This window comes from Enterobacter cloacae complex sp. IR5402 (genome assembly GCF_049238125.1).
GTDB lineage: Bacteria > Pseudomonadota > Gammaproteobacteria > Enterobacterales > Enterobacteriaceae > Enterobacter > Enterobacter hormaechei_C.
This window is the reverse complement of the sequence record NZ_JBMKHO010000003.1, coordinates 291,618-304,159: the sequence shown is the minus strand read 5'-3', so window position 1 is coordinate 304,159 and position 12,542 is coordinate 291,618. Positions and strand designations below refer to the sequence as shown.

The following is a 12,542-nucleotide window of genomic DNA, read 5'->3' as shown; positions in this document are numbered from 1 at the left end:
GAATCCGGCTGTTTTGAGATTTATCCTGGCGAGATAAAAAAGTGCTGTCGGGATTACAGAAACCATTTATATTTTGTGGTTGAATGATTTCAGCGTTTATTAACAAGGAGAAACGGTTATGTATCAAACAATCATTATGCCGGTTGATGTTTTTGAAATGGAACTGAGTGATAAGGCTATACGTCACGCGGAATTTCTCGCGCAGCAGGACGGAATTATTCATCTTCTGCATGTTTTGCCGGGCTCTGCCAGCCTGAGCCTGCATCGTTTCGCTGCTGATGTGCGTCGTTTTGAAGAGCATTTACAGCACGAAGCCGAGACGCGCCTGCAAACCATGGTCGGGCACTTCAGCATCGATCCTTCCCGCATCAAAACCCACGTCCGGTTCGGTAGCGTGCGCGACGCCGTTAATGAGCTTGCCGGGGAATTAAATGCCGACGTGGTAGTGATTGGTTCACGCAACCCTTCCATCACCACTCACCTGCTGGGGTCGAACGCCTCCAGCGTGATCCGCCACACCCACATTCCGGTGATGGTCGTCAGATAAAAAAAGAGGCCGCCTTTAGGTGGCCTCTGGCATTGCAGGTGTCGTCTTGCTTTCTTTTATTATGCAGTTTTGGTGCGGATCAGGTAATCAAACGAGCTCAGCGACGCTTTCGCACCTTCACCGGTAGCGATGATGATCTGTTTGTACGGCACGGTGGTGCAGTCGCCCGCCGCAAATACGCCCTTCACGCTGGTTTCGCATTTCGCATCGATGATGATCTCGCCCATGCGGTTACGCTCAATAGCGCCTTCCAGCCAGGTGGTGTTTGGCAGCAGGCCAATCTGAACAAAGATCCCTGCCAGCGCTACGCTGTGGATATCGCCGCTCACGCGGTCACGGTATTCCAGACCAGTCACTTTGCTGCCGTCGCCTTTCACTTCTGTCGTCTGGGCATTGAGCACAATGTCGACGTTATTCAGGCTACGCACCTTATCCTGCAACACCTGGTCCGCTTTCATCTCCGGAGCGAACTCCAGCAGGGTAACGTGTTCCACAATTCCCGCCAGATCGATAGCCGCTTCCACGCCGGAGTTACCGCCGCCGATCACCGCGACGCGTTTACCTTTGAACAGCGGGCCGTCACAGTGGGGGCAATAGGTCACGCCTTTGGTGCGATACTGATCTTCGCCCGGGACGTTCATGTTGCGCCATTTCGCGCCGGTGGCAATGATCACGCTGCGCGCTTTCAGCACCGCGCCGGACGCCGTTTCAATCTGGTGCAAACCACCCTCGACCGCCGCCGGAACCAGTTTGCTGGCGCTCTGGCTGTCAATGACATCCACGTCGTAGTCGCTGACGTGCGCTTTCAACGCACCGGCCAGCTTCTGGCCTTCGGTTTTCGGCACGGAAATGTAGTTTTCAATGTCTACGGTATCCAGAACCTGACCACCGAAACGCTCGCCCATCAGACCGGTACGGATCCCTTTACGTGCGGAGTAGACCGCTGCCGCCGCGCCCGCCGGGCCTGAGCCAACAATCAGCACGTCATAAGCATCGCGTTGGTTCAGCTCTTCCGCCGCGCGTTTTTCTGCGCCGGTATCCACTTTGGCGACGATTTCGGTCAGCGTCATGCGTCCCTGGCCGAACTCCTGGCCATTCAGGTAAACCGCCGGAACGCCCATCACGTTGCGCTCGGTGATTTCGTTCTGGAACGTACCGCCGTCAATCGCCGTGTGCTTAATGCGTGGGTTGAGGACAGACATCAGGTTCAGCGCCTGCACCACGTCCGGGCAGTTGTGGCAGGAGAGCGAGTAATAGGTTTCAAACTCAAAATCACCGTCGATATCGCGGATCTGCTCCAGCAGCGCCTGCGCTTCTTTTGACGGATGACCACCGGTCCACAGCAGCGCCAGCACCAGGGACGTAAATTCGTGCCCCAGCGGAGAGCCCGCGAAACGCGGCCCCTGGTCAGACCCTGGGTTGGCGATCAGGAAAGAAGGCTTACGGACTGCCAGCGTGTTGTCTTCTTTGAAGGTCACTTTCGGCGACAGCTCAGCAATCTCTGTCAGCAGTGCTTTGATTTCTGCCGATTTCGCGCTGTCGTCCAGCGTGGCAATCAGCTCAACAGGTTTGGTCAGTTTCTCAAGGTAGGCCTTGAGCTGGGTTTTCATGTTAGTGTCGAGCATTATTCTTCCCTCTCTTAAAACGTCATCATGCAAGCCGCCTTATACGGGCTGCCTGAATGCAACTTGCATCATGGTGCTGGAATGAAATGGGCGCGGGGAGCGCCCATGACTGAAACAATTTCCAAAGTATTTCGCGTCAGAGCAAGGCGGCTAGCCTGAGAATCCCCGGGAGCTTACTGAAGTAAGTGACCGGGGTGAGCAGGCGACGCCAATGCAGCTATGGCGTGAAAAACGACGGAAATTTAGATCTTGCCGACCAGGTCCAGAGATGGCGCCAGCGTCGCTTCGCCTTCTTTCCATTTCGCCGGGCACACTTCGCCTGGGTGAGAAGCAACGTACTGAGCCGCTTTCACTTTGCGCAGCAGGTCAGATGCATCACGGCCGATACCTTCAGCGGTAACTTCGATAGCCTGGATAATGCCCTGCGGGTCAACAACGAAGGTCGCGCGGTCTGCCAGGCCTTCATCTTCACGCATGTTGTCGAAGTTACGGGTCAGGGCGCCAGTCGGGTCGCCGATCATCGCGTATTTGATTTTCGCGATAGTTTCAGAGCTGCTGTGCCACGCTTTGTGGGTGAAGTGGGTATCGGTAGAAACAGAGTAAACGTCTACGCCCAGCTTTTGCAGTTCTTCGTAGTGGTCTGCCACGTCGCCCAGTTCGGTCGGGCAAACGAAGGTGAAGTCAGCCGGATAGAAGAAGAACACGCTCCAGCGGCCTTCGATATCTTTCTCGGTTACTTCGATGAACTCACCGTTTTTGAACGCCTGGTTTTTGAAAGGTTTAATTTTAGTGTTAATCAAAGACATCTGTACTTCCTCCGTGTTTTCGTTGAGATGTAAGGTAACCAACTTTATCCATCGGGGCTAATGCGTATGCTTTATCAAATCAATCAGCCAAACCTTACAACAGCAACAAGACAGCAAGGTGAACCTTTTACAGGAAAGCCTGAAAGTAAAAAGGCCGCCTCAACGGGCGGCCCTGATACCTGAATTCCCCGCAGGTACATTCAGTGCCAGCCGAAGCTGGCGTTGCGTTGCGCTCTACATACCATGTATCAAGGCCGTAACAGCGCTTTGATTACAGCACCCCTGCGCGCATTGAGCAATGCATAAGAGGGATAGTCCTGCCTATGGCTGTGATAGGCAATATCGAAGAGGTCTCTGAAAGATTATAAATTTAATTTCATTATGGGTTTCACGCTATATATAAACACCACTTTTCATTCAAATAATTCAATCAAACTTTAAAGATAAAATTATCTTAATTAGTCTTGAAGTTATGTTTCAATAATCCAAAGCCGTGATATATTAAGATCACTTAAATTTTAAATTAAGCGAGTTATTCACACGGATTGTAAAGGGTAACTTCCCTCTGTCGTACTCCAGGATGGGATAACGACAGCAAACTCAACTCACTCAGGACGAAACATGGCAAACCTCTACGACCTAAAAAAATTCGATCTCAATCTGTTAGTCATCTTCGAATGCATTTACCAACATCTCAGTATCAGTAGGGCTGCCGAGACGCTTTATATCACGCCATCCGCCGTCAGCCAGTCGCTGCAACGCCTGCGCGGTCAGCTTAATGACCCCCTGTTTATCCGTTCAGGGAAGGGAATTACGCCAACCACGGTAGGTACCAACCTGCATCATCATCTGGAAAAAAATCTCAATCAGCTTGAGCAGACGATCAACATGATGCATCACTCGGACATCAAAAAAAAGTTCGTTATCTATTGCTCTCAAATGGTGTCTCCTGGTTCGATGCTCGAACCGTTGAAGCTGTTAATATCTGAAGAGAATTATGAGATAGAGCAAAGAGACATGCTCATTTCCTCCGAATCAGCGGAAGATTTGTTGGCCTATCGTAAGGCCGATCTCATCTTCTCTATCGCACCTATCCACAATCGCTCTGTGGTCTGCACCCACTTCACCACGGTGCCGATAGCCTTAATCTGTAGAGCAGACCACCCAAGGCTCGCTGACGCAGTCACGCTGGAAGTGCTATACCAGGAGAAATTCACTTTTTACCAGAGTGCTCATCCGGGTGTAAAAGAGTTTCAGAGTCGCGCAAATGACGCGTTTCCGGAAAGAAATATTGCTTTTCGTACGGACTCCCTTAGCTCTCTCATCTCCATGGTCTGTTCATCTGATCTGTTAGGCTTCATCCCCGTGTCGATCTATGAAACATATAAAGAACCGTTGAAATTAAAAAGGCTTGAGCCACCGTTTGAGCTGCCTGAATTAAAGATCTATATGCTCTACAGCCGTTCATCACTGAATAGCACTGTTTTTTCAACATTCATTGAAAAAATGCATAAGCTCTGCGTTTCTCCGCCGTCTGCGTAAAATACATTTGCATGGTGAATGCAAATAAGGCAACCCGAAGAAAATGCCCCCGTGAAATTAAGGACAAATAATTCCATAATATCGTTTTGTTTTTTTCCAGACATTTAACACGCAGGACGCGATTAATCATGTCGATCTATAAAATCCCTTTACAGGAAAATGTTTTAGACGCTTCTGCGGAACGCATAGACTGGACGCTTAACAATTTCTCCAGGGTCTGCGTTTCCTTTTCCGGTGGAAAAGATTCTACCGTGATGCTGCATCTCGTTGCCCAGAAAGCACGGCAATTAAAGCGAAAAATAGATGTCATCTTTCTGGACTGGGAAGCGCAATTCTCCTCAACCATTCAGCATGTTGACACGATGAGAACGCTGTATCGGGATGTTATCCATCAGTTCTGGTGGGTAGCGCTTCCGCTCACGACCCAGAACGCCCTGTCACAGTTTCAACCTGAATGGCAGTGCTGGGAACCCGGGACAAACTGGGTTCGCCAGCCACCGGAAGATGCCATTACCGATTACCACTATTTCGATTTTTATCAGCAGGGAATGACGTTTGAAGCCTTCGTGCGCGAGTTTGCCGAATGGTATGCACAAAAACGTCCTGCCGCCGTCATGGTGGGGATCCGCGCCGATGAATCTTACAACCGCTTTCTGGCTATCGCGTCGGCGCGTAAGCAGCGCTTTTCTGACGATAAACCCTGGACGACCGTCGCCCCGGGTGGGCACGCCTGGTATATCTACCCCTTGTACGACTGGAAAACCGCCGACATCTGGACGTGGTTCGCGAAATCAAAATGTTGCTATAACCCGTTATACGACCTGATGTACAAGGCGGGGGTGCCGCCGCGTTATATGCGCATCTGCGAACCGTTTGGCCCGGAACAGCGTCAGGGCTTGTGGCTCTATCATGTCATTGAACCCGAACGCTGGGCGGCGATGTGTGAACGCGCCTGCGGCGTGCGAAGCGGAGGTATTTATGCCGGGCACGATAACCATTTTTATGGCCACCGGAAGATCCTGAAACCAGACCATCTCGGCTGGCGCGAATACGCCATGCTGTTACTCGACAGCATGCCGCAAAATACGGCGGAACATTACCGCAACAAAATCGCGGTTTATCTCCACTGGTATCAAAAGCGAGGCATGAACGATATTCCCGACACGCAGGAGGGTGACATTGGTGCAAAAGATATCCCTTCCTGGCGACGCATTTGTAAGGTTTTACTCAACAATGACTATTGGTGCCGGGCACTTTCGTTTAGCCCAAATAAGCCTAAACACTATCAGCGCTACAGCGACAGAGTGAAAGCAAAACGCAAGGAATGGGGGATTTTATGCAACAACGAATAATCACCGAAATGGAAACGTACCTTCAGGCACTTTCAGAAGAAGAGCGAATAGCCGCTATTAATGCGTTTCGTCAGGCATTACATGAAATCAGCCCTTTTCGCGATCAGCCCGTCGATTGCGTATTGTGGATAAAAAAGACAAACATCACCGCTAACGATTACAACCCAAATAACGTCGCGCCGCCGGAAAAGCGGCTGCTCAGCAAGTCACTGGAGCTGGATGGATTCACACAACCTATCGTTGTGACGGAAAATGCGCCACAGCACTACGAAATTGTCGATGGTTTTCACCGTCATGATATCGGCAGTAACCGGGCGATCCTGAAGCGCCAGCTTAAAGGTTACCTCCCTGTTACCTGCCTGCGTAAAGCGCGCCAGGAAAAGTTCGATCGCATGGCGGCAACTATTCGTCACAACCGCGCGCGTGGACGCCACCAGATCAACGCCATGTCAGAAATCGTGCGAGAACTGGTGCTTATGGGCTGGAGTGAGCAGAAAATTGGCCAGGAGTTGGGTATGGACAGCGATGAAGTGCTGCGTCTGAAGCAGATCAACGGTCTGCTCGAACTCTTCGCAGACCGTCGTTTTTCAGAAGCCTGGACGGTGAAATAGTCAGAGCGTCGCCAGACGCTCTGCCGCAGCGAGCAGCGTCGATTCCTGCTTCGCAAAGCAAAGACGAATCAGCTTATGCGGGAAGGGATCGGCGCAGAACACCGACAGCGGAATGGCCGCCACTCCCACCTCTTTCGTCAACAACTGGCAGAAACTCACGTCGTCCAGATCGGAAATCGCGCTGTAGTCGGCCAGCAGGAAATAGGTTCCTTCAGACGGCAAAATTTCCAGGCGGCTTTTGCTCAGCGCCGCCACAAACAGATCCCGACGTTCACGATAGAAGTGCGGCAGCTCGCGGTAATGTCCGGGTTCCGCACGCAGCATATCCGCCAGCGCCAGCTGAGCCGGTGTGTTCACGGCAAACGTCAGGTACTGATGCACTTTGCGCAGCTCAGCGCTAATGGCCGCCGGGGCCACGCAGTACCCTACCTTCCAGCCGGTCATATGGTAGGTTTTGCCAAATGACGATACCGCGATTGCACGCTCGCGAAGTTGCGGATGCGCCAGCACGCTGGCATGCCCCTCTTCGGCGAAGCAGATATGCTCATACACCTCGTCGCTCAGAACATATATTTCACGTTCGGCGATGGCCTGCCACAGCGCAGCAAAATCGGCTTTTTGCCACACCGTCGCCGACGGATTATGCGGAGTATTCAGGATCACCAGACGGGTTTTGTCACTCAGCAGCGCAGCAAATGCCTGCCAGTCAGGGCGAAAATGCGGTGGCTGGAGCGCCACGCGCTTCACCACGCCGCCGGCCAGTTCAATCGCCGGGGCGTAGCTATCGTAGCTCGGGTCAAAACAAATCACCTCATCACCCGTACGCACCAGGGCGGTTATCGCCGCATACAGCGCTTCGGTCGCCCCTGCCGTCACCGTGATATCGCTGTTCGCGTCAGGCTTATGGCCGTATAACTCCGCCGTTTTATCCGCAATGGCTTCACGCAACGTCTGCACGCCGGTCATCGGCGCATACTGGTTGGCTCCCTGCGCAACGTGGTACGCCAGACGCTCCTGCAAATATTTCGGCCCATCAAAATCCGGGAAACCTTGTGAGAGGTTAATGGCGTTGTGCTGCTGCGCCAGGGCGCTCATCTGCGTAAAAATCGTCGTGCCGAGATTGGGAAGTTTACTCTGCGGGATCAACGGGTTATTGCTCATTGTAGTGTGCCTGCCTGTAATACTTATGTTGCTGACACTATAACACGATGTTAGTCTTTGGCAATCAAGACGCTTAGACGTCTAAACGATATAAATATTCCTGGCCGAGAGGGTAAAAGGAAATGACAGACAACCTGCAACTCACACACCTGGTCGAGGCCTGCCGCTGGATTGGCGCTAAAGGCTGGGCGCCCGCTACCGGCGGCAATATGTCCATGCGTCAGGATGAACACCTGTGCTGGCTGAGCGAATCCGGAAAAGATAAAGGTAGCCTGACCACCGCCGATTTTCTACAGGTTGAAATCGCCACCAACCGTGCGCCGTCTGGCCGTAAACCGTCGGCAGAGACCGGGCTGCATACCCTCATCTATCGCCTGTTCCCCGAAGCTAACGCTGTCCTGCACGTTCACACCGTCAATGCCACGGTGCTGTCGCGGCTGGTGAACGAGGCCGAGCTGAAGATCACCGGTTTCGAGATGCAAAAATCCCTTACCGGGCAGACCACGCATCGGGATACGGTGGCCATCCCGGTGTTTGATAACGACCAGGACATCGACGCCCTCGCCTCGCGCATCGCCCATTACGCGCAGGAACGCCCGCTTAATTATGGTTTTCTTCTGCGCGGCCATGGCTTAACCTGCTGGGGACGCGACGTGGCCGAAGCCCGCCGTCATCTGGAAGGTTTAGAATTCTTATTTGAATGCGAAATGCGTTTACGACAATGGGAGAGAGTATGATTCGCGCGATTGTGACGGATATTGAAGGGACCACCAGCGATATCCGTTTTGTCCATGATGTTTTGTTCCCCTACGCGCGTGAGCGGCTGGCGGCCTTCGTGACCGCGCAGCAGTACGCCGAGCCGGTCAAATCGATTCTGGACAACCTGCGCGATGAAATCAGCGCTCCGCATGCCAGCGTCAGCGATCTCATCAACGTGCTGTTTACCTTTATGGATGAAGACCGCAAATCGACGGCGCTCAAAGCCCTGCAAGGCATCATCTGGCAGGACGGTTACGTCAACGGTGACTTTACCGGACACCTCTATCCTGACGTACTGCCCGCGCTGGAAAAGTGGAAGGCACAAGGGATTGATCTCTATGTTTATTCCTCTGGCTCCGTCGCCGCGCAGAAACTGTTATTTGGCTACAGCGACGAAGGTGATATTACTCATCTGTTCAGCGGCTATTTTGATACCCACATTGGCGCCAAGCGCGAGGTGCAGTCTTATCAAAACATTGCGGCGCAAACGGGCATCGCCCCGTCGCAGATCCTGTTTCTGTCAGATATTCATCAGGAGCTGGACGCAGCTGAACAGGCGGGTTTTCGCACCCTGCAACTGATTCGCGGTGAAGATGACGGCGCAAGCCATCACCATCAGATCCACCAGTTTGACGAGATTAATCCGGAGCAGATCCCTTCATGAGCGCATTGACCATTTATTCCGATAAAGACGCCAGTCAGCACCAGTGGCACAGCACCGACGCCGCCGAGATTGCCCAACAGCTCAACGCAAAAGGCGTGCGGTTTGAACGCTGGGCTGCGGATCGCGATTTAGGGCACGATCCCGCGCCTGAAGCCGTGATCGCTGCGTATCAGCATGCGATCGACAAGCTGGTGGCAGAGAAAGGTTACCAGAGCTGGGATGTGATCAGCCTGCGCGCCGACAATCCGCAGAAAGAGGCGCTGCGCGCGAAGTTCCTGAACGAACACACCCACGGCGAAGACGAAGTACGTTTTTTCGTGGAAGGGGCGGGATTATTCTGCCTGCACATCGGCGATGAGGTATATCAGGTCTTGTGCGAGAAAAACGACCTGATCTCCGTGCCCGCGGGCACGCCGCACTGGTTTGATATGGGCTCAGAGCCGAACTTTACCGCCATTCGTATTTTCGATAACCCGGAGGGTTGGGTGGCGCAGTTTACCGGGGATGCGATTGCGGATGCGTATCCGCGCCTGGCCTGATCTTTTCTCCCTCTCCCTGTGGGAGAGGGTCGGGGTGAGGGCACCAACGCGCACTAAGCGTTAAGCCCTTTCACATACCCCACCAGCTGATCCAGCACAATCCCCCACCCTTCGTGAAATCCCATCTGTTCATGCTGCTCGCGGATTTCCTTCGTGGGGTGGCGCGCTATCGCCGTATAGCGGGTTTTGCCCTCCCCGGCGTCTTCCAGGAGCAAAATTGCCGTCATAAACGGCTTCTCGGCCGGCTTCCAGCCTTCGGTATAGCCGTCGGTAAAGACCAGCTTTTTCCCCGGATCGATTTCAAGGAATACGCCCCGGTTATCCATCCGCTGCCCGTCCACCTCAAACACGGTATTGAACCGCCCGCCCACGCGCAGGTCGAGGTCGCATTCGGTCACCTTATGGGGAGCAGGAATGAAGAAGTTTTTGATGTGCTCTGGCGTAGTCCAGCAGAGCCACAGCAGATCGCGCGGTGCGTCCACCACGCGCTCCAGTTTTAAGTCTGTTTCAGGATCGAGCGTCACGATGTTGTCCTCTTAAGGGAGCCCCTTAAAGGATAGCCGGACTCAGGCAAATTTCCCTTCCGCCACCTCGTCCGGAGTGACCACGCCCGTATCCAGTACCCAGCCGCTAATCAGCGAGGCGGGGGTGACGTCAAACGCCGGGTTATAGACCTGCGCGTTTTCCGGTGCCCACTGCACCGCGCCAAAGCTTCCGGCGACGCCCGTCACCTCGCTGGCGGCGCGCTGCTCAATCGGGATCGCGTCGCCGTTCGGGCAGTCCGGGTCGAGGGTCGTTTGCGGCGCGGCGACATAGAACGGAATGCCGTGGAATTTCGCCAGCACCGCCAGAGAGTAGGTGCCGATTTTGTTCGCCACGTCGCCGTTGGCGGCAATGCGGTCTGCCCCCACCCACACGGCGTCGACCTGCCCTTTTGCCATCAGGCTGGCGGCCATGGAGTCGGTAATTAGCTGATACGGCACGCCCAGCTCGCCGAGTTCCCACGCGGTCAGCCTGCCGCCCTGCAATAGCGGACGGGTTTCATCCACCCAGACGTTGCTTACCTTGCCTTCCTTATGCGCGCGAGCAATCACCCCCAGCGCGGTACCGACGCCCGCCGTCGCCAGCCCGCCGGTGTTGCAGTGGGTCAGCAGACGGCTGCCGGGCTTCACCAGCGCGCTGCCCGCTTTTGCAATCGCGTCGCAGAGCCGTTTGTCTTCGTCAATCAGGCGCAGCGCCTCAGCCACCAGCGCCGGAACGAAATCCTCTTCCCACAGCGCAAGCTTCATGCGGTCGAGGTTGTTCATCAGGTTTACCGCTGTCGGGCGGGATGCGCGCAGGGTTTCCATCGCCACCGCCAGCTCGTCGCGGCTTTTGCCGCTTTCCGCTAACAGCGCCAGCAGCAGGCTTGCAGAGAGACCAATCAACGGCGCGCCACGTACGCGCAAAGCGTGGATATGCCCGACCAGCGCCTCGACCGTCGAGGCATCCACCCACCGTTTCTCCTGCGGAAGCGCCTGTTGGTCGAGAATAAAGAGCTGATTATTCGCCACCCGCAGGCTGGTCGTCTGTAATGTCTGCATGTCGTTAATTCCCTGTTGCGTTGTTGTAGCACATTGTGTCAGGATGAAATCCAGATGTATAGACGTCTACATGTCTTAATTAGCAAAACTGAGGAGCAGGCCATGTCGCAATACCGTACCTTTACCGCTCAGGACGCCGTGGAGTATGCCAGGCAGTTTGGCGGACTTGAAGATCCGTCATCGCTGGTAGAGGCGCAGGAAGTGGGCGACGGCAACCTCAATCTGGTTTTTAAAATTTTCGACAGCGCGGGCGTCAGCCGCATCGTCGTTAAGCAGGCGCTGCCCTACGTACGCTGCGTCGGCGAATCCTGGCCGCTGACGCTGGATCGTGCCCGTCTTGAAGCGCAAACCCTGGTCGAGCATTACCAGCACAGCCCTCAGCACACCGTGAAAATCCACCACTTTGATCCGGAACTGGCGGTGATGGTGATGGAAGATCTCTCCAGCCATCGCATCTGGCGCGGCGAGCTGATCAGAAATAATTATTACCCACAGGCAGCGCGTCAGCTGGGGGAATATCTGGCTCACACCCTTTTCCACACCAGCGATTTTTATCTGCATCCGCACGAGAAAAAAGCGCAGGTGGCAAAATTCATCAACCCGGAGATGTGCGAGATCACCGAAGATCTGTTCTTCAACGATCCGTACCAGATCCACGCGCGCAACAGCTACCCGGCCGAGCTGGAAAACGATGTTGCCGCACTGCGCGACGACGCCCAGCTTAAAATCGCCGTGGCCTCCCTCAAGCACCGCTTTTTCGCGCACGCCGAAGCCCTGCTGCACGGAGACATTCACAGCGGCTCGATTTTTGTGGCCGACGGCAGCCTGAAGGCCATCGACGCTGAGTTCGGCTATTTCGGGCCGATGGGCTTTGACGTTGGCACCGCCATCGGCAACCTGCTGCTCAACTTCTGCGGCCTGCCGGGGCATCTGGGCATTCGCGATGCCGCCGCCGCGCGCGAGCAGCGCCTGACCGATATTCAGGAACTGTGGAACACCTTTGCGGAGCGCTTCCAGGTACTGGCAAACGAGAAAGCCCGCGACGCCGCACTCAGCGCACCGGGCTATGCCTCCGCATTCCTGAAAAAGGTCTGGCACGATGCCATCGGATTCTGCGGCACCGAGCTGATTCGCCGCAGCGTCGGGCTTTCCCATGTGGCGGATATCGACACCATTCAGGATGAAGCGATGCGTCACGAATGCCTGCGCCACGCGATATCCCTCGGTAAAGCGCTGATTGTGATTGCCGACCGCATCGACAGCGCGGAAGAGCTGGTGGCACGGGTGCGGCAGTACAGTTGATTTTCTCCCTCTCCCTGTGGGAGAGGGCCGGGGTGAGGGCATCAAACCGCA

The 12,542-nt window shown here is 54.5% G+C and carries 13 protein-coding genes; 8 read left to right on the top strand and 5 right to left on the bottom strand.

What is annotated here, in order from left to right; translation table 11 throughout:
* The first annotated feature begins 118 nt into the window (after positions 1 to 118).
* A complete protein-coding gene (gene uspG / locus ACOTXL_RS07710) occupies positions 119 to 547 on the top strand; it encodes a universal stress protein UspG (protein ID WP_022650588.1) in 429 nt (142 codons plus the stop codon).
* Between the two features lie 59 nt (positions 548 to 606).
* Here uspG and ahpF read toward each other — a convergent pair whose 3' ends face one another.
* Positions 607 to 2,172 carry an alkyl hydroperoxide reductase subunit F gene (gene ahpF / locus ACOTXL_RS07705; RefSeq protein WP_022650587.1) on the bottom strand — a complete coding sequence of 522 codons (1,566 nt, stop codon included), beginning with the start codon at positions 2,170 to 2,172 and terminating at the stop codon, positions 607 to 609.
* 242 nt (positions 2,173 to 2,414) lie between these two features.
* A complete protein-coding gene (gene ahpC, locus ACOTXL_RS07700; protein WP_003858764.1) occupies positions 2,415 to 2,978 on the bottom strand; it encodes an alkyl hydroperoxide reductase subunit C in 564 nt (187 codons plus the stop codon).
* A 621-nt stretch (positions 2,979 to 3,599) separates the two neighbouring features.
* Between ahpC and citR the strand changes: the two genes are divergently transcribed.
* The 3 genes from citR (at position 3,600) to ACOTXL_RS07685 (ending at position 6,483) form a co-directional block, all read left to right on the top strand.
* Positions 3,600 to 4,520 carry a DNA-binding transcriptional repressor CitR gene (citR, locus tag ACOTXL_RS07695; RefSeq protein ID WP_022650586.1) on the top strand — a complete coding sequence of 307 codons (921 nt, stop codon included), beginning with the start codon at positions 3,600 to 3,602 and terminating at the stop codon, positions 4,518 to 4,520.
* A gap of 128 nt (positions 4,521 to 4,648) precedes the next feature.
* Positions 4,649 to 5,872: a phosphoadenosine phosphosulfate reductase gene (locus tag ACOTXL_RS07690; protein WP_023315608.1), complete on the top strand. Its 1,224-nt coding sequence runs from the start codon at positions 4,649 to 4,651 to the stop codon at positions 5,870 to 5,872.
* The gene (locus tag ACOTXL_RS07685) at positions 5,857 to 6,483 is read left to right on the top strand and encodes an IbrB-like domain-containing protein (RefSeq protein WP_022650584.1); all 627 of its coding nucleotides are present in this window, start codon (positions 5,857 to 5,859) and stop codon (positions 6,481 to 6,483) included. Before ACOTXL_RS07690 ends, ACOTXL_RS07685 begins: the two co-directional genes overlap by 16 nt.
* Here ACOTXL_RS07685 and ACOTXL_RS07680 read toward each other — a convergent pair whose 3' ends face one another.
* Positions 6,484 to 7,644, bottom strand: coding sequence for a pyridoxal phosphate-dependent aminotransferase (locus ACOTXL_RS07680; RefSeq protein ID WP_023315606.1), 1,161 nt, complete (start codon positions 7,642 to 7,644; stop codon positions 6,484 to 6,486).
* 122 nt (positions 7,645 to 7,766) lie between these two features.
* Between ACOTXL_RS07680 and ACOTXL_RS07675 the strand changes: the two genes are divergently transcribed.
* From ACOTXL_RS07675 to ACOTXL_RS07665, 3 genes are read left to right on the top strand one after another with little or no spacing between them, the layout of a single operon-like run.
* Entirely contained in the window at positions 7,767 to 8,381 is a 615-nt protein-coding gene (locus ACOTXL_RS07675; protein ID WP_003858775.1) for a methylthioribulose 1-phosphate dehydratase, read from the top strand.
* A complete protein-coding gene (gene mtnC / locus ACOTXL_RS07670) occupies positions 8,378 to 9,067 on the top strand; it encodes an acireductone synthase (RefSeq protein ID WP_006809660.1) in 690 nt (229 codons plus the stop codon). Before ACOTXL_RS07675 ends, mtnC begins: the two co-directional genes overlap by 4 nt.
* Positions 9,064 to 9,606 carry a 1,2-dihydroxy-3-keto-5-methylthiopentene dioxygenase gene (locus ACOTXL_RS07665; RefSeq protein WP_023315605.1) on the top strand — a complete coding sequence of 181 codons (543 nt, stop codon included), beginning with the start codon at positions 9,064 to 9,066 and terminating at the stop codon, positions 9,604 to 9,606. The genes mtnC and ACOTXL_RS07665 overlap by 4 nt, the downstream gene beginning before the upstream one ends.
* 53 nt (positions 9,607 to 9,659) lie before the next feature.
* On the opposite strand, the gene ACOTXL_RS07660 is transcribed toward ACOTXL_RS07665, so the two are convergent.
* Complete coding sequence (locus ACOTXL_RS07660; RefSeq protein ID WP_023315604.1) at positions 9,660 to 10,130, bottom strand: SRPBCC family protein; 471 nt, start codon at positions 10,128 to 10,130, stop codon at positions 9,660 to 9,662.
* Positions 10,131 to 10,172: 42 nt separating this feature from the next.
* Positions 10,173 to 11,189: an S-methyl-5-thioribose-1-phosphate isomerase gene (gene mtnA, locus ACOTXL_RS07655; RefSeq protein ID WP_023315603.1), complete on the bottom strand. Its 1,017-nt coding sequence runs from the start codon at positions 11,187 to 11,189 to the stop codon at positions 10,173 to 10,175.
* A gap of 102 nt (positions 11,190 to 11,291) precedes the next feature.
* Between mtnA and mtnK the strand changes: the two genes are divergently transcribed.
* Positions 11,292 to 12,491: an S-methyl-5-thioribose kinase gene (mtnK, locus tag ACOTXL_RS07650; protein WP_023324300.1), complete on the top strand. Its 1,200-nt coding sequence runs from the start codon at positions 11,292 to 11,294 to the stop codon at positions 12,489 to 12,491.
* The last annotated feature ends 51 nt before the right edge of the window (positions 12,492 to 12,542 follow it).